20 protein-coding genes are annotated in these 19,779 nt (G+C 57.2%); 10 read left to right on the forward strand and 10 right to left on the reverse strand.

What is annotated here, in order from left to right; translation table 11 throughout:
• Positions 1-11: 11 nt before the first annotated feature.
• The 5 genes from C3Z11_RS09745 to fabV form a co-directional block, all read right to left on the reverse strand.
• Entirely contained in the window at positions 12-1,220 is a 1,209-nt protein-coding gene (locus C3Z11_RS09745; protein WP_106477706.1) for an aspartate aminotransferase family protein, read from the reverse strand.
• A 299-nt stretch (positions 1,221-1,519) separates the two neighbouring features.
• Entirely contained in the window at positions 1,520-2,506 is a 987-nt protein-coding gene (locus C3Z11_RS09750; RefSeq protein ID WP_262927323.1) for a GlxA family transcriptional regulator, read from the reverse strand.
• Complete coding sequence (locus C3Z11_RS09755; protein ID WP_106477707.1) at positions 2,496-3,158, reverse strand: DUF2959 family protein; 663 nt, start codon at positions 3,156-3,158, stop codon at positions 2,496-2,498. Before C3Z11_RS09755 ends, C3Z11_RS09750 begins: the two co-directional genes overlap by 11 nt.
• A gap of 193 nt (positions 3,159-3,351) precedes the next feature.
• Positions 3,352-4,014 carry a DUF2959 domain-containing protein gene (locus C3Z11_RS09760; RefSeq protein ID WP_106477708.1) on the reverse strand — a complete coding sequence of 221 codons (663 nt, stop codon included), beginning with the start codon at positions 4,012-4,014 and terminating at the stop codon, positions 3,352-3,354.
• Positions 4,015-4,037: 23 nt separating this feature from the next.
• Positions 4,038-5,237, reverse strand: a complete 1,200-nt coding sequence (gene fabV, locus C3Z11_RS09765; RefSeq protein ID WP_106477709.1) for an enoyl-ACP reductase FabV — start codon at positions 5,235-5,237, stop codon at positions 4,038-4,040.
• 213 nt (positions 5,238-5,450) lie between these two features.
• Here fabV and C3Z11_RS09770 point away from each other — a divergent pair, with 213 nt between their 5' ends.
• Entirely contained in the window at positions 5,451-5,843 is a 393-nt protein-coding gene (locus C3Z11_RS09770; protein WP_106477710.1) for a DUF7079 family protein, read from the forward strand.
• Positions 5,844-5,935: 92 nt separating this feature from the next.
• Here the strand turns inward: C3Z11_RS09770 and ybiO are convergent, their stop codons facing one another.
• Together ybiO and C3Z11_RS09780 are read right to left on the reverse strand one after the other, a co-directional pair.
• A complete protein-coding gene (ybiO, locus tag C3Z11_RS09775) occupies positions 5,936-8,350 on the reverse strand; it encodes a mechanosensitive channel protein (protein WP_262927324.1) in 2,415 nt (804 codons plus the stop codon).
• A gap of 358 nt (positions 8,351-8,708) precedes the next feature.
• Positions 8,709-9,203 (reverse strand): glutathione peroxidase, encoded by a 495-nt coding sequence (locus C3Z11_RS09780; protein ID WP_106477711.1) that lies wholly within the window; start codon positions 9,201-9,203, stop codon positions 8,709-8,711.
• 333 nt (positions 9,204-9,536) lie between these two features.
• On the opposite strand from C3Z11_RS09780, the gene ehuB reads away from it, so the two are divergent.
• The 7 genes from ehuB (at position 9,537) to dgcA (ending at position 15,802) form a co-directional block, all read left to right on the forward strand.
• Positions 9,537-10,409, forward strand: a complete 873-nt coding sequence (ehuB, locus tag C3Z11_RS09785) for an ectoine/hydroxyectoine ABC transporter substrate-binding protein EhuB (RefSeq protein WP_106477712.1) — start codon at positions 9,537-9,539, stop codon at positions 10,407-10,409.
• 130 nt (positions 10,410-10,539) lie between these two features.
• Positions 10,540-11,211, forward strand: coding sequence for an ectoine/hydroxyectoine ABC transporter permease subunit EhuC (gene ehuC / locus C3Z11_RS09790; RefSeq protein WP_106477713.1), 672 nt, complete (start codon positions 10,540-10,542; stop codon positions 11,209-11,211).
• Positions 11,212-11,214: 3 nt separating this feature from the next.
• The gene (gene ehuD / locus C3Z11_RS09795; RefSeq protein ID WP_106477714.1) at positions 11,215-11,907 is read left to right on the forward strand and encodes an ectoine/hydroxyectoine ABC transporter permease subunit EhuD; all 693 of its coding nucleotides are present in this window, start codon (positions 11,215-11,217) and stop codon (positions 11,905-11,907) included.
• 32 nt (positions 11,908-11,939) lie between these two features.
• Positions 11,940-12,722, forward strand: coding sequence for an ectoine/hydroxyectoine ABC transporter ATP-binding protein EhuA (gene ehuA, locus C3Z11_RS09800; protein WP_106477715.1), 783 nt, complete (start codon positions 11,940-11,942; stop codon positions 12,720-12,722).
• 58 nt (positions 12,723-12,780) lie between these two features.
• On the forward strand, positions 12,781-13,680 hold the full coding sequence (locus tag C3Z11_RS09805) for a LysR family transcriptional regulator (protein WP_106477716.1): 900 nt from the start codon (positions 12,781-12,783) through the stop codon (positions 13,678-13,680).
• Between the two features lie 96 nt (positions 13,681-13,776).
• Positions 13,777-14,799, forward strand: coding sequence for an N-acetyltransferase DgcN (gene dgcN / locus C3Z11_RS09810; RefSeq protein WP_106477717.1), 1,023 nt, complete (start codon positions 13,777-13,779; stop codon positions 14,797-14,799).
• Position 14,800: 1 nt separating this feature from the next.
• A complete protein-coding gene (gene dgcA / locus C3Z11_RS09815) occupies positions 14,801-15,802 on the forward strand; it encodes an N-acetyl-D-Glu racemase DgcA (protein WP_106477718.1) in 1,002 nt (333 codons plus the stop codon).
• Here dgcA and C3Z11_RS09820 read toward each other — a convergent pair.
• Together C3Z11_RS09820 and C3Z11_RS09825 are read right to left on the reverse strand one after the other, a co-directional pair.
• Positions 15,791-16,333: an NUDIX hydrolase gene (locus tag C3Z11_RS09820; protein WP_106477719.1), complete on the reverse strand. Its 543-nt coding sequence runs from the start codon at positions 16,331-16,333 to the stop codon at positions 15,791-15,793. The genes dgcA and C3Z11_RS09820 overlap by 12 nt on opposite strands.
• A gap of 197 nt (positions 16,334-16,530) precedes the next feature.
• Positions 16,531-17,145 carry a LysE family translocator gene (locus C3Z11_RS09825; protein WP_106477720.1) on the reverse strand — a complete coding sequence of 205 codons (615 nt, stop codon included), beginning with the start codon at positions 17,143-17,145 and terminating at the stop codon, positions 16,531-16,533.
• A 125-nt stretch (positions 17,146-17,270) separates the two neighbouring features.
• Between C3Z11_RS09825 and C3Z11_RS09830 the strand changes: the two genes are divergently transcribed.
• Both C3Z11_RS09830 and C3Z11_RS09835 read left to right on the forward strand, forming a co-directional pair.
• On the forward strand, positions 17,271-17,615 hold the full coding sequence (locus C3Z11_RS09830) for a hypothetical protein (protein ID WP_106477721.1): 345 nt from the start codon (positions 17,271-17,273) through the stop codon (positions 17,613-17,615).
• A gap of 246 nt (positions 17,616-17,861) precedes the next feature.
• Positions 17,862-18,155 carry a DUF883 family protein gene (locus C3Z11_RS09835; RefSeq protein WP_106477722.1) on the forward strand — a complete coding sequence of 98 codons (294 nt, stop codon included), beginning with the start codon at positions 17,862-17,864 and terminating at the stop codon, positions 18,153-18,155.
• A 501-nt stretch (positions 18,156-18,656) separates the two neighbouring features.
• Here C3Z11_RS09835 and C3Z11_RS09840 read toward each other — a convergent pair.
• Positions 18,657-19,490: an N-acetylmuramidase domain-containing protein gene (locus C3Z11_RS09840; protein ID WP_106477723.1), complete on the reverse strand. Its 834-nt coding sequence runs from the start codon at positions 19,488-19,490 to the stop codon at positions 18,657-18,659.
• Positions 19,491-19,779: the final 289 nt, after the last annotated feature.

Below are 19,779 nucleotides of genomic sequence, written 5' to 3' on the forward strand. Positions count from 1 at the left end.
TGGCGGGTCATTCAGTCCTGGAGTCGGGCCAGCGCGTGATCAAGGCACGCCATGCCGTCCTCGATTTCCTGCTCACTGATCACCAGCGAGGGTGCAAAGCGCAGCACACTTGGCCCGGCGACCAGCATCATCAGGCCTTCATCAATCGCCGCGGCCAGTACGTCGCGGCCGCGCTCGGCGTAAGCGTCGGACAGCTCTGCGCCGATCAAAAGCCCCATGCCGCGAATTTCCTTGAATACGCCGTACTTGCGATCAAGCGCTTCGAGATGCGACTTGAAGAGCTCAAACCGCTGCTCCACGCCCTTGAGCACGTCAGGCTGACTGATCGTTTCTACCGCCGCCAGGGCCACGGCACAGGCGAGCGGATTGCCGCCATAGGTCGAACCGTGGGTACCGACCACAAACACCTTGGCGATACGGTCGGTGGTCAGCATCGCGCCAATCGGGAAGCCGCCCCCGAGCGCCTTGGCGCTGGTCAGTATGTCCGGCGTCACGCCGTAGTGCATGTAGGTGTAAAGCTGGCCAGTGCGGCCCATGCCACACTGCACTTCATCGAAGATCAACAGCGCATCGTGCTGATCGCACAGCTCACGCAGTCCCTTGAGAAACTCCGGCGTCGCCGGCGTCACGCCGCCCTCGCCCTGAACCGGCTCGACAATTACCGCGCAGGTATCGTTATCGATCAGTTCTCGCACGCTATCTAGGTTGTTGAACTCGCCGTGGACGATGCCGCCCGGTACCGGGCCGAAGCCTTGGGAATACTTGGGCTGACCGCCAACGCTGACGGTGAAGAAAGTGCGGCCGTGAAACGACTGACGGAACGAGACGATCTTGTGCTTGGCCTCGCCGAAGGTGTCATAGGCAAAACGCCGCGCCAGTTTGAGCGCCGCTTCGTTGGCTTCACCGCCAGACGAACAGAGAAACACCTTGTCGGCAAAGGTCTTGTCGACCAGTGACTTAGCCAGAGCAAGTGCAGGCTCGTTGGTATAGACATTGGACAGGTGCCAGACTTTCTCGCTCTGCTCACGCAGCGCCTTGACCAGCGCCGGATGGCAATGGCCGAGGCCGTTGACGGCGATCCCGCCGGCGAAGTCGATGTATTCTCGTCCCTCCTGGTCCCACAGGCGGCTGCCCTCGCCTCGCACGGGAATCACCCGCTGGGGCGAGTAATTGGGCAGCATATAATTGTCGAAATCTTCGCGGGCCGGGGTCCAGCTCATGTCCATGGTCTCCTAGAGTCTTAGGATGGGGCTATTTGAGTATATGAGAACGCGTAGTGAACGGCTTACAGCTTTGGGACAGCCATTTACGAAAACGGGCCGTTCCCGCCACCAGACCAGCAGGGGGAGGCGACGGTAAGGCTCATTTCATGGTATCAGGGCCGGCGTGCCGATGGGGGACTCATGATGAATTATTGGCTGTTGTGCATCATCTCTTTCCAGCCAGGCACTTCTACCTTCATGACCGGCACATTCTTAGCACTATCTTTTGAAAAACGAACCTTTTGGAAAACGAGGGATCAGAGCAGTCGCTCATCGCGTGGGCTTTGCCCGAAGTGCTGACGGTAGGCGGTAGAGAAATGAGCCGCCGAGGAAAAGCCTGTCTGCAGCGCAATATCGCCAATGACGTGATCGGTCTCGCGTAACAGCTTGCGCGCGCATTGCAGGCGAAGATCGAGGTAGTAACGGCTCGGCACGGCATGTAGATACTTCTTGAACAACCGCTCAAGCTGACGGCGTGACAGCCCCAGATGAGCGGCCAGCTCATTGGTACCGAGCGGCTCCTCCACATTGGACTCCATCAGCGTCACGGCCTCGACCAGCGCCTGCGGTGCATGGCCCAGGCGCGAGCGGACCGGCACATGCTGCGGCTCATCTGCCAGACGAATCCGTTCGCAGACGAGATATTCAGACACACGCTCAGCAAACGTGCGGCCATGATGATGGCCGATCAGCGTCATCATCAGATCGATGGCGGCGGTCCCTCCGCCGCAGGTGAAACGGTCACGATCAATTTCGAATAGCTGATGAGAAACGCGCACCTCGGGAAAATCACGCTGAAAGGACTCGGCATTTTTCCAATGAATCGCTGCACGATATCCATTTAGCGCACCGGCACGCGCCAGCACATGCGAGCCGCCGGCAATAGCGCCCAGCATCACGCCTTGCTTCGCCAAGCCTTCAAGCCAGACGATGAGCGACGGCTTCGGTAGATCCATCACTTGTGTCGCACTGGCACCGCAAACCATCAGCATATCGAGGCACTGAGGCTCCGTATTCTCGATGTGCTGCACGGGTAGAAAAGACGTTGCCGACGCTGACGATACGCAATGGCTGGCCGTAGCATCAGACCTGAACAACACGGGGTTGTAGAGCGGAGCACTAGCGAGCTGGTTGGCAATAAGCAAGGGCTCCAGCGCACAAGCCTGTGAAAGTAGAGAGAAACCCGGCAGCAGCAGAAATCCCACCTGCCGGGTCGCCAGCGTACCCTGAGGTTCAGAGAGCATTGTTCGTTGGCAGTTGTTCGGTAAATGCCTTGTTGCGCTCAATGGCGGTCTGCATCCGCTGGCGCTGCTGATTGATTTCGATATCGAGGCGCTTGGCTTCCGCCAGGTACTCGGTCGCGTCCCCGTCCTGGATATCATCTTGCATGGAGAGCAGGTCGTTACGAATACCCAGCAGCAGCGGGTCCATATGCTTTTGCGCCGCGTCCATGGCTTCCAGCATTGCCGTGTAGAGAGCCTGGCTACGTTGAAGCTCTTCGGCGCGCTGAAAACGGCGATCCTGATCCTGCTGCTGTGCGAGTAGTGTATTCCACTCATCGAACAGCGCATCGCCTACATTGCGCAGGGCGTCGTTGCGCTGTGCCAATCGGTCACCGGCCATCTGTGCATTCTGGTAGGCCAGCTGTAGCTGGCTGAACTTCGAAACGCGCTGATCAGCCGCGCCATCGACCACATCATGAAAAAGACTAAGGGTCGATGCCAGCTTGTCGCTCACCTCCTGCTGAGCCTCACGCGCCGATTCAGCCCGGCCAGCCAGAATTTCACGCTTGTTGACCCCCACATAGCTCATCGCATCGTAATACGTGCTCTGGCAGCCCATCAGCGTCATTGTCATCAATAACGACGCCAGCCCGAGGCATACCCACCGTGTCATCGTCTCTTCGCTCCTGAAAGATGAGAAACACAAACTTCAAAGACAGCGAATCGTACCTGCAGTTCTCAGCCGCGTCATCGCTGCGCTTGCGATTTCACGCATTTGTTCACATTGTCATATTACAAAGACACGCACCGGCCGATATCGGCCGGTGCGTGAGAGGGGGTAGAACGGATGATATAGAATACGCGTCTCAAGAATCAGCTGAGGCCGGCATCGCTTGTATGAAGGCATTGGAGCGCTCAATCGCGGTCTGCATGCGTTGGCGAAGCTGTGCAACGTCACTTTCCAGCGTACTGACTTCACCCTTGAGCGCACCGATTGCCCGCGCATTGAGGTTGTGCTTGAGAAACAGCACATTGTCATGCATCGCTGTCAGCACCGGCGCCATGCTGTCCTCCGCTGCGCGCATCGCCTTGAGCATGTCACTGTAACGCTGGCGCGTGACGCGCAACTCCTCGGCGCTCTGGCGTCGGTACGATGCATTCTGATACTCGTCGAGCTCATCCTCCCATTCATCAAACAGGGCATCGGCGACACTCTCGATAGCATCAATGCGCTGGCTGACTAAGTCGGCTGCCTGCTGACTGTCTTCATAATCATCATTGAGCTGATCATAGGTGCGCGACAGCTCGCTTTCCGGCACATTGACAACGCTGCGATAGCGCTCCAGTGCCGAGGCAAACTGCTCATCAGCGGCCTGCTGCGAATCGCGCGCTCGCTCGACCCGATCAGTCATGATATCGCGCTTATGAACACCCACCTGCTCCAGCGTGTCGTAATAGGCGCTTTGACAGCCCGTCAGCACTAGCAGCATCAATAGCGACACAGCGGCCCAAGGCGTACGATAGATCATGAGATTACCTTGCTTCGGTGGATTTACAGCTCGACCACATCGAATTTGACATCAGGGTTGACGTCAGCATCGTAATCGACATCGCTGCGCTCGAAGCCGAACAACTTGAGGAATTCATGCTTGTAGCCGGCGTAGTCGGTAATCTCAAACAGATTCTCGGTCGTCACCTGCGGCCACAGATCCTTGCATGCCTGCTGGACATCATCACGTAGTTCCCAATCGTCGAGACGCAAACGTCCGGCGTCGTCGGTCTCAGGCGGCTGGCCGCTGTAGAGACGATCACGGTAGAGTCGGTTGAGCTGATCGATCGTGCCTTCATGCAGCCCCTGCTCTTTCATGATGCGATAAACCATCGCGATATAGAGCGGCATGACCGGAATCGCCGCACTGGCCTGAGTCACCACCGACTTGAGTACTGCGACGTTGGCGCTGCCACCCTTGGCCTTGAGGCGCTGATCAATCTCATGCGCGGCGCGATCGAGATCTTCCTTCGCCTTGCCCAGCGCACCGTGCCAGTAGATCGGCCAGGTAATCTCGGTACCGATGTAGCTGAACGCCACCGACTTGGCGCCATCAGCAAGTACGCCGGCCTGATCAAGTGCGTCGATCCAGAGTTCCCAGTCTTCACCGCCCATTACCGTGATGGTGTTATCGATCTCTTCCTGCGTCGCAGGCTCGACTTCAGCCTCGATAATTTGGTCTTTATTGGTATCGATTGCGGTAGCACGGTAGGTCTCGCCGATCGGCTTGAGTGCTGAACGTACTACCTCTCCGGAATCGGGCAGCTTGCGCACCGGTGAAGCCAGTGAATAGACCACCAGGTCTATTTGCCCGCCCATGTCCTGCTTGATCAGTTCGATCGCCTTGGCACGCGCTTCATGGGAAAACGCATCGCCATTGATCGATTTGCTGTAGAGCCCTTCAGCCTTGGCAAACTTGTCAAACGCCGCCGAGTTGTACCATCCTGCCGTACCGGTTTTTTTTTCACTGCTCGGCTTCTCGAAGAACACCCCAAGCGTGTCGGCGCCGTAACCGAAGGCCGCCGTGACCCGTGCCGCCAAGCCGTAGCCGCTGGACGCCCCGATCACGAGCACCTTTTTGGGCCCATCTTCGCGCACGCCATTGGCCCGCGTCGCCTCGATCTGTTCGAGCACATTTTTCTCGCAACCGACCGGATGCGTCGTTGTACAAATAAAACCGCGAACCTTGGGGTGAATGACCACGTCTAACCTCTTTGTTTAAGGTAATGAATCGAATGGGCAGGCCGTCCGGGACGGCACCATGGTCGTTGAGCCGACCACCGTTGAGGGTTATTTTAGCGGCAGATAGGCGGGCTGTCCGCCTTTACTCCCATCCACTCTCGTACTTGTACGATGTCTCTGGTTGAGCGCATAAGCGATCAACGGATTTTGAACACTACTTGGCAACTCAACACCATGACCGATACCGAAACAATCATCGCCGCGCGTCGTGAGCTGTGGCTTGCATTAGCGCCATTGTGGCTCGACCGCGAGCCCAGCGAAAAAGACTATGTTCGTATGGCCGATGAAATCGACCGGCATGACCTGACAGCAAAGCAGCTCGAATGGATCTACCGGCTTGAGCTCTCTCCGGTACTTGCCAAATACCAGGCATCAATGGTCGGCGGCTGGCGAAATTTCGACGAAGATACCATCCTGCCGCAGCTGGTCGGCCACTGTAAGCGACTGACGCCGTGGCGCAGACGTCTATGGCTGTTGTTTTCCGGATTGACCACCATGATGACGCGTCATCGCTGGGGCACACTGATGGAATTGGTTCTGGCCCGGCGCGGCCACGCCATCGACTGAACTGAACCCTCAAGAAGTCACATGTACAAGTCCTGCCCATAAAAAACGGGGCACCGAGGCGCCCCGTTGTTAGCGTGAGAAGCAGCAAGCAGTTATCGCTCGACGCCCTCGCTATCGCCTTCATCATTGTCATGATCGGGCATGGTGTTGCGCCCGGTTAAGGTCTTGCCCGGTTCATGTGCCGGGGTCTGATCACTGAGCTTGTCATTATCAGCCGTGGCCGATTGATCAGGCGTACTCGTCTCTCCTTCGATGACCTCGCGCGCATGGAGCATGCGAATGTTGGCGGGCGGTGCATTGCCGTTCTTGTCCTCGCCGAAGTACATGGTGAGATGCGGGAACGGAATCTCGATGCCGGCGGCATCAAAGTGCTTCTTGACCAATCGATTGAAGGCACGGCCCGTGGCCCACTGCGAGCCCGGCTTGGTCTTGATCATGATGCGGATGTTGACTGAACTGTCAGCCAGCGCGGTCACGCCAGGCACCGTCATATCCTCGAGGATACCTTCACCGGCCACCGGATCTTGCTTGAGCTCCTCGAAGGCAGCGTGCAGATGCTCGATAGCATCATCGACGTTCTCGCGGTAGGAAATACCGTATTCGCCGACGTGGTAAGCAAAATCGCGCATGTAATTCGATACCGTATCGACAGATGAAAACGGAATCACATGGTAGGTACCGGACAGATCACGAATGCCGACCGAGCGGATCGTCAGTTTTTCCGCCGTCCCGGTAATCCCTGCAACGCCGACAACATCGCCAGTGTTCATCGCGTTTTCAAGCTGAATGAATACGCCGGTAATGATGTCCTGAACCAGCTTCTGCGCCCCGAAGCCGATCGCCAGACCCAGCACGCCCGCACCGGCGATCAGCGGCCCGATATTGATACCGATCTGCGACAGCACAATCATGATCGTCAACGTCGAGATCACGATAATCAATGCATTACGGAACAGTGACAGCAGAGTCTTTTCACGTGCGCTCGGTGCACCACGACCGGTATCCGGACTCAATCGATGCTCGATGATGCTGGCCGAAACCGTCCAGATCAGTGCAGAAAAGAACAAGATAATCGCCACATGGACAATCATGGCAATAATATGTTTGCCGCTTTCAGAGGTGAGCCAGCCGGTGAGATCGAAGGCTTGCCAGGCATCGAGCACCACTAGTGCCACCGCAATCAGCAACAGAGCGCGAATCGTCTTGAGAGCAGCTGGAATATAAGAGTTCAGCCGTTTCTCCAGCAGCGGCAGGCGGCGATTGAGATCCGCCGAGAGATGCAGCTTTTTCTCCAACAGTTGCGTAATTGCGCTGGATACCAATAAGCCGACAGCAATGGCGACCAGGCTTTGCACTGTGGCCCTAACCATATATGGCAATGCCTGATCGGGTTCGACCTGGCTAACCACCAGCAGGATAGTGAAATAGGCGATAGCAATCAGATGCCAGGTTTTCGCCAGAATGCGGATCAGGACACCAAAGAAACCAGCGGATGACTGCGCAGCGCGCTCATGGAGACGGTCACGAATTGACGTACGGTTTTTCAAAATCACGCGCACCGCATAGATGTAGGTGCCGACCATGATCAGCAACCCCACCAACTGGCCGAGCGCCGTCGACAGCGTGGCATTGAGCACCGGTACGACGACCATCATGCCGTAGCCGATGATACCCACGATGCGTGCCAACCAACGATTCCAGTAGGAAGCGACATCATCAGGCATCGCGAACAAGCGCAGATGCTGATAACGCGTTGCAAACACCATACGGATCAATGCCTTGATGGCTTCCACCAGCGCAAAAGCATTGATAAACAGCGACTGATAGGTACCGATGGAACCGGTATTGCCAGCGCCAAACAGGCCCACCGCATAACCGATAACACACGCCAGCAAGATCGCCACGACATCAAGAATCAAGGCACCGATGACGGCAAGGCAGCGTCTCAACAACGTAGTGGCACCATCTTCGCTGTAGACCCAGCCATCGAACTTGGCAAACAAGGGCGTGATGAGCTTGCGTAGAATAAAGAAGGCTGCAACGGTCGCAACGACCACCAGTGCCAGTCCAATCAACGTATCAATGAACGCATCGCTATCGAAACCGGGGCTGCTAGAGGCACCGTTACCTAAGGCTTGAACCGTCGCAATCGCGGCGGTGACCTTACCTGCCAGTCCTTCAGCGAATTCCTGAGTGACATCGGCAATCTGCCGGGGCAGCGATACAGTCATGCCACTTTCAGCAGGTGCGGTGGCATCGGCATTGGCGCCACTTTGATCGCCGGCCTGCTCGGGCGTTGGCGCCTCGCCCTGCGCAATGCGCCGCAACTCGCCGATCAACTGATTGCGACTCTGCTCATTTTCAAGAATATCCGCCAGCGTCGCGTAGGGTGCACTCTCGGCCGATTCACTCGGCGCCGCATCCCCCGGGGCAGCCTGTACCGCTCCGGTCACCATGCAAAAGACCATGATGAACGGCATTAGCCGAAGCCATCTGAAAAGCTTCATCAACGCCACAATGGTATCTCCCTGTTCTTCGATTTAACGTTTCATCCCTAAAGTCACACCAGTTCCGTAGTGGACACCATCAGGCATGAGCATACACGCTTGTATCCGTCCAAGACGCTGAAAGCCAGACTGGCCGGGGCGTTGATCTCCAGATTAGACAACCACTTCAACCTAGCTAAGAACGCAACGATCCACAACGGCGCAGCCACATGACGTCTTATCCATGAGCCATGATCCATATTAAATGATGGCCACCAAGACCAAAGGAAAACTATTGCACCATGAGTTGCGTTGCATGGCACATTAACGGCTTAACTTCTTGTTTAAGACGGCTGTTTTGCTTTGAGGGAGGATTATGTCAGGCAGAAAAGGGGATATCTAGCGCCAGCTTGATGGCCTCTTCCATTCGAGCTGCGGGTACCGAGGGGCCGAACCGTCGAATGACCTGGCCATCACGTCCTACCAGGAACTTGGTGAAGTTCCACTTGATAGGCGTCGACCCCAGCATACCCGGGGCCTGCTGACGCAACAGCCTGAACAGCGGATGAGCGTGCGCACCGTTGACCTTGACCTTCTCCATCAACGGAAAAGTGGTGTTATAGCTGCGTGAACAGAAGGACTCGAACGCCTCACCCTCCTCTGGCGCCTGATGCGCGAACTGGTTGCAGGGAAAGGCAAGCACCGTAAACCCCTGATCACGGTAGCGACGATAAAGCTGATCGAGTTCAGCAAGTTGCGGTGTGAAGCGACAGCGGCTGGCCACGTTAACGATCAACAACACTTGGCCGCGTAGCGCACGGAGATTGAACGGTTCGCCGGTCAACATCCGGCAGTCCTGAGCGTAAATCTGCATGATCGGTGCGTGATCGATATCTTATAAAGGAAGAATTGTTATGCAGCGTGTCATGCTTCGCGGCGGGAAGCTATGCAGTACTGCTTCGATATTTACCATAACACATACTAACGAGCTGAACGCTCGATACCTTCGCCAGCAGGAGGATAAGGGTAGACTGCGAGAATGAGTCGCTCTTCAACAGCAGCCTATAGAGCACAGTAAGTTTATTGAAACACCACAAAAGAATAACGTATGTTTATAGGGAGTTTATCAATGCTCATAACCTGGTGCTCTGGCATGCTGATACAAGCGTTGATGTGAAGGCTACAACACAATTAAAAGGACTCACCCATGCTCGACAAGTTCAAAAAAAACACCTCTACCTTGCTGGCAACCACGTTGCTTTCCTGCCTTGCAGCAAATGCTGCCCATGCCGTTACCCTGGATGAGGTCAAGCAGCGCGGCACGCTGCGTATCGCCATCGCCAACGAAATTCCCTATGGTTACACCGACATGAGCGGCGAAGCCAAGGGCGCTGGCCCCGACGTGGCCAAACATATCGCTGAAGAACTCGGGATCGATAATATCGAATGGGTCACCACGAATTTCAGCTCACTGATTCCAGGCCTGCAAGCCAATCGCTTTGATATGGTTGCCGCTGAAATGGCGGTGCTGCCCGACCGCTGCAAACAAGTACTTTTTTCCGAACCCAACTCCTCCTATGGCGAAGGCTTGCTAGTCAAGCAAGGCAATCCCAAGGATATCCACGCGTTCGAGGATTTCGCCAAGCGCGATGACATCAAGGTCGCCATCATGGCCGGTGCCGATCAGTTAGAGATGCTTCAGGCGCTCGGCGTACCTGAATCGCGTATCGTCACCCTCTCCAGTAATGCCGATGCCATTTCTACTGTCGCCACCGGCCGCGCAGATGCTTATGCCGCCACCAGTCTGACCGCCAGCGAGTTGGCCGAGAAAGGCAAGAGCGTCGATGTCGTGCACAACTTCAAGGATCCTATCGTTAATGGCGAGGAAGTGCGCAGCTGGGGCGCCTTTACCTTCAACCAGGACTCCGCATCGCTGCGCGACGCCGTCAATGAACAGCTGGCCGAATACAAGCAAAGCGATGAATGGCAGCAAACCTTAAACCAGTACGGTTTCACCGAAGCCGATATCCAAGGCTCTACTGCGCACAGCACCGAAGAGCTCTGCTCCGCGTCACAATGAGGCGTCGCGCATGATCATCTCACGCCTGCATTTGCGCAGGCGTGACATCATTGCGCCGGTTTGATCGCTGCGCTCCGGGGCCCACCCGGTCGCGGCTTCTACGCGAACGTCTGGTTACGTGGAGCCTGACATGGAATGGACAAGCTATGTAGGCCCGCTGATGCAAGGGGCGTGGGTGACGGTTGAACTGACCGTTTATTCCACCCTGCTCGGCGGCCTGTTCGCCTTTCTGTTTGGTATCGGCAAGCTTTCACCTAATGTGCTGATCAAGAGCGTAAGCGTCGCCTATATCGAAATCTTTCGCGGCACTTCACTGCTGGTACAGCTGTTCTGGCTCTATTTCGCCCTGCCCGTGGCCGGTGACGCGCTGGGCATCGACCTGCGTCTGGCACCGGTCACCGCAGGCGTCATGGCGCTGGCGCTCAACATTGGCGCTTACGGCGCGGAGGTAGTGCGCGGGGCGATCCAGTCCGTGCCGCACAGCCAGTACGAGGCCGCCAAGGCGCTCAACTTCACCCCGCGCCAGGTGTTGTGGCGTATCAGCCTGCCCCAGGCTATCCCCGAGATGATGCCGACCTTCGGCAACTTGGCCGTTCAGAACCTCAAGGACACCGCGCTGGTATCGCTGATTAGTCTCGGCGATCTCGCCTTCCGCGCTGAACAGATCAGGAATTTCACCCAGGACAGCACCACCGTCTATACGCTGGTGCTGCTCATGTATTTCGGCATGGCACTGGTCGTTACCGCGCTGATGAAGCTGCTCGAACGCTACGTCGGCCAGTGGCGCATGGTAAGGAGATAAGCGATGCTGTTTGGAATTGAATGGGATACCAGCGGCGGCTGGGCCTTTGCCGTCTCGATCCTGCCGATTTTGCTGCATGGACTGTGGGTTACCATCCAGGCGACCGTACTCGGTTTCATCATCGCACTGATCTTCGGCCTCGTTCTCGCCGCGCTGAAAGGCGCCCCGACGCGCTTCATTGCCTGGCCGGCCAAGCTCGTCACCGAGTTCCTTCGTGATACGCCACTGCTGGTTCAGCTGTTCTTCCTCTATTACGTGCTGCCGGACTACGGTCTGGTCTTCCCCGCCTTCTTGACCGGCGCACTGGCCCTCGGCCTGCAGTACAGCGCTTATACCTCCGAAGTCTACCGCGGCGGGCTGGAGGCAGTGGCCCGTGGCCAGCGCGAGGCAGCGCGCGCCTTGAGCCTGTCGCCGACGCGCACCTTCACCCACATCATCCTGCCCCAGGCGATCCCGCGTATCGTGCCGGCGCTCGGCAACTATCTGGTTTCGATCATGAAAGACGTGCCGGTGCTGTCGGTGGTTACCGTACTTGAGATGCTTAACGTCGCCAAGATCATCGGTGACCGCACATTCAACTACCTGATTCCGCTGTCGATGGTCGGTGGGCTCTATCTGATCATGACCTTGATCGCCTCCTATGGCGTGCGCTATCTCGACACGCGCCTGCCCAAGCATGGGCTGCCGCTCAAGTAGCGGCCAATACAACAATTGCGAAGGGCAACGACATGAAAGATCCGATCATCAAATTCGACAAGGTTACCAAGCGCTTCGGCAAGGTAACGGTGCTCGACGAGCTGGACTTCGAGGTCGGGCAAGGCGAGAAGGTCACTATTATCGGTCCGTCCGGCTCGGGCAAATCGACGGTGCTGCGTATCCTGATGACATTGGAAAAGATCAACGGTGGCGTGGTCTATGTCGGCGGCGACCCGCTGTGGCACGAACGGCGCAGCGGCAACAAGTTGGTCGATGCGCGAGAGCCCCATCTTCGTCGCATGCGCGAACAGATGGGTATGGTCTTTCAGCAGTTCAATCTATTTCCGCACATGAGCGTTCTGCGCAACCTGACCGAGGCGCCGCGCTGCGTGCTGGGCCTATCCAAACAGGACGCCACGGCCCGTGCCGAGGAGCTCTTGGAAATGGTCGGACTGAACGAGCATGCCGACAAGTTTCCCGGCCAGCTCTCCGGCGGTCAGCAGCAGCGTGTCGGCATCGCCCGAGCCTTGGCGATGCGCCCCAAGATCATGCTGTTCGACGAGCCGACCTCAGCCCTCGACCCGGAGCTGGTCGGTGAAGTGCTTAATGTCATCCGCTCAATCGGCGCCAAGCATGATCTGACCATGCTGATGGTCACCCACGAGATGCACTTCGCACGCCAATTCTCCGATCGGGTCTGCTTCTTCGACAAGGGCAAGATCAAGGAACAAGGCACCCCGGAGGAAATCTTCACCGCGCCGAAGGAAGAACGTACCCGCGAGTTTCTCCACGCCGTGCTCAATCCGGATGAGTGAATGCATTGCCGCCGTGCGCGCTGCACAATAGTGCATTCTGTCCGGCAGCGAGCGTGCCATGAACCTGCGCCATATCGAAATCTTCCATGCCATCATGCGCAGCGGCAGCATCAGCAGCGCCTCGCGCCGTCTGAACGTGTCGCAACCCAACGTCACTCGCGTACTCGCCCACGCCGAGCAGCAGCTCGGTTTCGCACTGTTTGAACGGCGCAGCCAGGGGCTGATTCCCACCCCTGAAGCGCTGCGCCTGTGGCCCGAAATCGAACAGGTGATGCAGCAGCTCGACACCATCGACGAGCTGACCCGCAGGTTGCGTCGCGGCGATGGCCAGCATCTGCGCATCGGTGCTGCCCACGCGCTCGGCCAGGCGGTAATGCCGGAGGCGATGATCACTGCGCGCGTGCGCATGCCCAAGCTCACCCTTGAGCTGGTGACGTCGCACTTCGCCACGCTATGCGACGATCTACTCAACTATCGCATGGACGTCGCCCTCGCCTTCGCTCAACAGGTTCCGGACGGCATCCGGCAAGACGTGCTGTGCCGTGCAGCAATGGTGGCACTCGTGCCCAAAGGCATGGCCGCGCCCTACCCCGTGTCGCTAGCCTGGCTGCGCGAACGCGATCTGCTGTTGATGCAGCGCCACGACCCGCTCGGCACGATTCTCCATCACGCTTTGGCGGACGCAGGGCTATCGACGTTGAGTGACTATCAGATCAAGACCTACTCGGTGATTGCTGACATGGTGCTGGCCGGCGCCGGGGTCGGCATCGTCGATGCCTTCACCGCGGCACGCTATAGCGAGCGCTTGCAGGTTGTGCCGCTCGTGCCTGCGCTGACGTTCGACGTTGTGCTGCTCCATCCCCGCCACTCACCGCTGTCACATACCGCTCAACAGTTTCGCGATATCCTATGCCAACGGCTTGCATCTACCGAGGTGACAATGCTTGAGCAGCCATAACTTGAGGTTATGACGCTACGATGGATAAGCATTCGTCCTCCGCATGCCACCGCGGGATACTGTCGCCAGTATTCCCGTCAACTCCTGGAGACCGCCATGCAGATTCCTCAGCCCTACCTGCTCTTTCTCGGCGACGTGCGCGACCCGCTCGCGGTCAAGATGGCGCGCGGCATCCTCGCCTGGCGCCCCGAGGCGTGCGTCGGCCAGCTTCGCCTCGATGCTCAGACGCCTGACCTCGGCCTCGACGATCTCACCGTCGCCGAGGCGGCGGCGCGCGGCGCCAGGACGATGGTGATCGGCACCGCCAACGCCGGCGGCAAGCTGCCTATACAGTGGCTCGACAGCGTGCGCGAGGCCGTGGCCCACGGCATGAACGTCGCCAGCGGCATGCACCAGCGCCTCGGCGCCGTCGAGGATATCGCCGCCGCAGCGCGCGGCAAGGGCGTCGAGCTGTTTGACGTGCGCCACGTCCATCCGCCGCTCGAGGTGGGCAACGGCGCGCGGCGTCCCGGCAAGCGCGTGCTCAGCGTCGGCACCGACTGCTCGGTGGGCAAGATGTTCACTGCGCTGGCGTTGGAGGCGGAGCTCAAAAAGCGCGGCATCGACGCCGACTTTCGCGCCACCGGCCAGAGCGGCATCATGATTGCTGGCGAAGGCATCGCCATCGACGCGGTGATCGCCGACTTCATTTCCGGTGCAGTCGAGCAGCTCACGCCCGCCAACGACACCGACCACTGGGACGTCATCGAGGGCCAGGGCTCGCTACTCAATCCCGCCTACGCTGGCGTCAGCATGGGCCTGATCCATGGCGCCCAGCCCGACTATCTGATCATGTGCCACGAACTGGGTCGTCCACACATGCGCCACATGTCGCACTTTCCAGTGCCCGATATCAATGCCTGCGTCGAACTCAACCTGACCTGCGCGCGTGTCACTAATCCCGCTGTGCGCCTCGCCGGCTTTTCGGTCAACACCTCGAGCGCCAATGAGGAGGAAGCGCGTACCTTCCTGCAGGAACTCGAGAGGCGCTTCGGCGTGCCCGCCACCGATCCGGTACGCTTCGGCATCGAGAAGGTTGCCTCTCACCTGCTCGCCCTCGATGCGCAAGGAGATCGCTGAGATGACGCCGACTCGCCATTTCGAACGCCTCGTCCAGACCTGGCCACTTGAGCGCCCCTTCGTGATCGCCCGCGGCGTAAGTACCTCGATCGACGTGGTGCAGGTGCGCATCACGCAGGACGGTCACGTTGGCATCGGCGAATGCAAGCCAACGCCGCGTTACGGTCACTCTATCGACACCATCCTCGCCGAACTCGATGCTATCGCGGCCGAGATCGAACAAGGTCTCGACCGCCAGGCACTGCAGCAGCGGCTGCCGGCCGGCCCAGCGCGCAACGCTGTCGACTGTGCGCTGTGGATGCTGGAAGCGCGTATCTCGGGACGTACCATCTGGCAGCAGCTCAGCCTCGATCCTAACTGTGAGATCGTCACCGCTCACACTATTGGCATTGCCTCACCTGCCGAGATGGCCGCCGCCGCAACGCAGGCCCTGGCCGCTGGCGCGCGCCTGCTCAAGGTCAAGCTCGACAACGAGCAGATAATCGAGCGGGTCACCGCGGTGCGTGATACCGCGCCCAAGACACGGATCATCATCGATGCCAACGAGGCGTGGCGTGCCGACAGCGTCGCGGCACACTGCGCGGCGTTGGCCAAGCTGAACGTTGAGATGATCGAACAACCGCTGCCGGCCGGAGAGGATGCAATATTGGCCGACTTCGCCCATCCCGTGCCGCTATGTGCCGACGAGAGCTGCCATACCTGCGCCGATCTGGAACGGCTGGCGACGCGCTACGAGATGATCAACATCAAACTCGACAAATGCGGCGGAATCACCGAAGGGCTTGCCATGATCGAAGAGAGCAGACGGCTGGGGCTGGAGCTTATGGTCGGCTGCATGCTCGGCACCTCAGTGGCGATGCGTGCGGCGTTGCCGCTCGCCGCCCAGGCCCGCATTGTCGACCTCGACGGCCCACTGTGGCTCGCCCGCGACGTCGAGGACGCGCTCGATTTCTCCGCTGGCAGCGTCAAGGACCCAGGCACCCGCGATATGTCACATGGCTGACACTTGTTCTCTCGCCTTGGAAGGAGGCGAAGATGCCAGCCAGCTTTCCTTGAGCAAACGTTCGAACGCCCGGCGGCTGTCGGGCGTGACGTTATCCAGCCCCAGCACCTGTTCGGGGCTGAGCCATTCAATGCCAGCGACCTCGCTCGCCTGCAGTATCAGCGGCCCGTCGTAGCGGACCATGAATACGCCGCCATGAACGTGCAGATCGGCATCGACGTAGCGAAAATCGAAGCAGTGCCTGAGCGGCACGCCGTAAATGCCCAACTCCTCGCCTAGCTCACGGCGCGCCCCACTGTGCATGTCCTCTCCAGCATCGACGACACCGCCAGCAGCGAGATCAAAACCGCCGGGAAAGATGTCCTTGCTCATGGTGCGCCGCTGTACGCACAGTTGGCCCTGACGATTGCTGACGAAGATATAGGTTGCGCGGTGCCATAGCTTTAACCGCCTCATTCGTGCGCGCGTAGTCGCACCGCAAGGACGATTGTTCGCATCAGTAATCTGAATGAGTTCCTGGCCTGGGGACATTAGTCCTCCTCTTTTATTCTAGGCAAACGCCTTTTGAGCACATGGGACAGCACCCCAGCCTGTTCAGGAAGCGTCATGATTAAAAGCGTTGGGTAATACATGTAAGCGTAATAAACGTGTTCATATATAAGGCGTAATATACAGGGCTTATCATTGAACTGCCTTGGTCGTAACGAGCGACCCGTTACCCGCTCCTGTCAGGCCAATGCCTCGATGAAGACGCTGAAGGCGAGTGCCAGCAATAAGATGCCCATAATCCGATCTAGCCAAACCGCCTGCGTGCGTAACAGGTCAAGCACACGAGTTTGTGACAATAAGATCACGACTAGCATGTACCAAGCGCCGTCAATGATCATAGCCGTTGACACAATCAGTGCCTTGCCCAGCCACGTCATATCGGTTTCAACGAACTGACTGAGCAAGGCAACGAAAAACAGAATCAGCTTGGGATTACCCAGCGCCACAAGCAGGCCATTTCGTACCGCACGGCCCACATCGCCTGATGTGGGCTCATCGTCAATCACTTCCCCTTTGGTACGCAGTGCCTGGTAGCCAAGCCATGCCAGGTAAAGCGCACCCAACAAGGTTATCCCACGATAAAGCAACGGCTGATGCTGAATGATCGCCCCTAGCCCCCACACGGTCAGCAAGGCATAGATGCCGACGCCAAGCGCATGACTGAGTGAAGCACTGATTCCGGCTCGCCGCCCACCGTGAACACTGTGTCGAACCACCATGGCAAGGCTTGGTCCAGGCGACAGCGCCCCCAGCGCACAGACCAATGCAAGCGATATCCAGTGAGTCAGTGTCATGCCATTTCCTTGAGCCCGTAAAGTCGCCAGCATGCCGTCATCTTTTCCGGCTTGCCAGTCTCATACGAGCAATAGCATCATGATGGATGCGAGCGGGTAAGCCACACTTCCCAAGAGGAACGGCAATGAGAATTCACAGCCGATGTATTGCTACGGTCCTTGTCACGATCGCTCTCCTATCCAGCGCAGGGTGTACAAGCACACAGCGTGGCTGGAGCAAGGAAAACGTCAACGCTAAGCAATATCGTAAAGATAGCCGTGAATGCGGCCAGCAACTCGAATTGACCGAGCGCAGCGCCTTACCCAAAACATTGCCTGCCGATGCACACTCCGCTGCCAATGATGGTCTCATCACCAGCGCCCAGAGCGACACAGCACAACATGAATTCAACACATGTATGTACAACCGTGACTGGCGTCTAATTACGCCCGACGAGGCCGCGTCCACCAGAGAAAGTACGCCAAACTGATCCTGCTAATGGTCCCTGCCGGGAATGGCGCAGTGAAGCACACGCCTTATCTATGCCTTAGACAGCTTTTGGAACCGACAAGAAGTTAACCATATTGATTAAAGATGCCTGCAATTTGTTCCTGGTTCATATTTACCTCGGTTTAGAGCCTTGCTTCTATTAGAGTGGATATTTAGGTTGTCCGCTTTTAGGCAAACTTGAATAGCAAGGTCACATGCAGGCCATATACCGTCAGGAGGGCTACTTATGTTTGGGCTTTTTTCTTCCAAGCGCGATCGTTATGCCAAGGAATTTCGCAAGGAGCTACGTCATCAGGATAAATACGGACGTCGCCGTCTCAGCGAATTGACAGAAGGGACACGCGAAAGATTAGGCAAAGCTGGCGATTATCTGGATCATGAAGGTCATCGCGCCTGGGAGTACACCGAGGACTCCTTGCGTGATCTCGATTATCATGTACATCGCAAGCCTTGGGCCTACATTGGCGCCGGCACAGCACTGGGCCTGATTACTGGCATATTGATCGGACGTCGTTACTGATCGAGCTAACTCTAGTCACCGTTAAATAGCCCTACTATTCTCAGGACCGAGGCGCAAACCCCAGGACCGAGGCGCAAAGATTGGTCCTGGTGATCACTATTATGCCGATAGCACCTTTTTCACATCAATTGAGTTCCAGCTATCCTGCTGTACTCCCAATCAGCACAGTTTTTATCCTTCCAAGTCATTTAAATCAGCGCGCGGACTTCCATCCGCTCACGCAGCTAAATAATGATATTGGAGGTCACACTCATGAAAACCATCATGGCCCTAGGCATCGCTTTCACGCTCTCTACAGGTAACGCGTACGCCTATGATAACCACAAGGAGGAATCAGGTTGGCAGAACTTCTGGTCTTCCCTGTTTAGTAGTAGCCATCGCCATGGTGGCAACGGCATGTGCTCTTAAAAGTTCTTATTGTTTCAATGATAACCCTGCTTATAGCAGGGTTATTGTTTTGTAATGATTGATGCACCACCTATCAAGCAGCAGAATGCCTCCTCAATATGTCGCCTGTACCGGCTTCGAAAAGGGAGCCTCTCCCGTACCCTTGGCTGCATAGCGCTGGTAAGCGAGTGCAAGCTTGGTGTCGTATGCATGCTTGCGATAATCCTTGCCGTTATAGCCATGCGCGAATGTCGCCCAGTCATGCTGCCGTAGTGCTCGGGTCAGGTTAGGGTCCGCCATGATAAAACGAACAAAAGCGTCAAGATGGTACCCCTCACTACGTCGCATGCAGTCAACAAATTCATCAATACTGCTGTACCCCAAGCGCGACCAGTGCCATCCCATGATCTGAAACGCGCCCCAACTGCACGATTCACGCGCGGCCTTTTCATGAATCCTCTCCGCATCACGCAAGCGTATCCATTCATTAGCACCGCCTCTATAACCACCAGGTAACGTGCTGACAAGCGCGGGGATACCTCGCGCCCACTCATCAGCTTTTTGGCCATGCGACTTTAGCTGCCGGTACATGATATGTCGTTCATAGAGTATCTTGGGCATGCCACTGTCAAGAAAGCCACAACCACTCGACTCCACAGCATTGACAGCCTGGATAACAGGTACCTCTACACTCAATAAAGCGGCAGCCTTTTCGATATCACGTTGACACAGCGTCTTGGGTAGCGGTGCACCACTCAGTGCCGCCCATGTCTTGGGCCCAACCACCCCATCGCAGACCAGTCGATGATCCTCTTGAAATACTTCAACGGCACGCTCGGTTTCCTCATTGAAAGCGCCGTTAAGCTTTACATCATACCCGTTGGCAATAAGTAATTTCTGTAGACGGCGTACATCCTTGTCAGAGTCTCCATATTTAAGTACGCACATCCTGATTCCTCCTTACAATACACAGTGGTGATCCGGGGCTTATTCTCAATAGCCCCATATTCACCTGTGCTATGTAATATCGCGATACCAACAGTGCGTAAGCCTTGGATGGGACACAACAAGAGCGGGAAGCGGGAAGCGGGAGGCGGGAGGCGGGAGGCGGGAGGCGGGAGGCGGGAGGCGGGAAGCATATAAAAACAGTACCAACGTATAAATGAGTACGATCGAGGTTCGCAGGATATGAACGGTTACCATCATTTACAGGTTAATTTCGGCAGTCGATGCTAAC

This window comes from Phytohalomonas tamaricis, assembly GCF_003012345.1.
Lineage (GTDB): Bacteria > Pseudomonadota > Gammaproteobacteria > Pseudomonadales > Halomonadaceae > Phytohalomonas > Phytohalomonas tamaricis.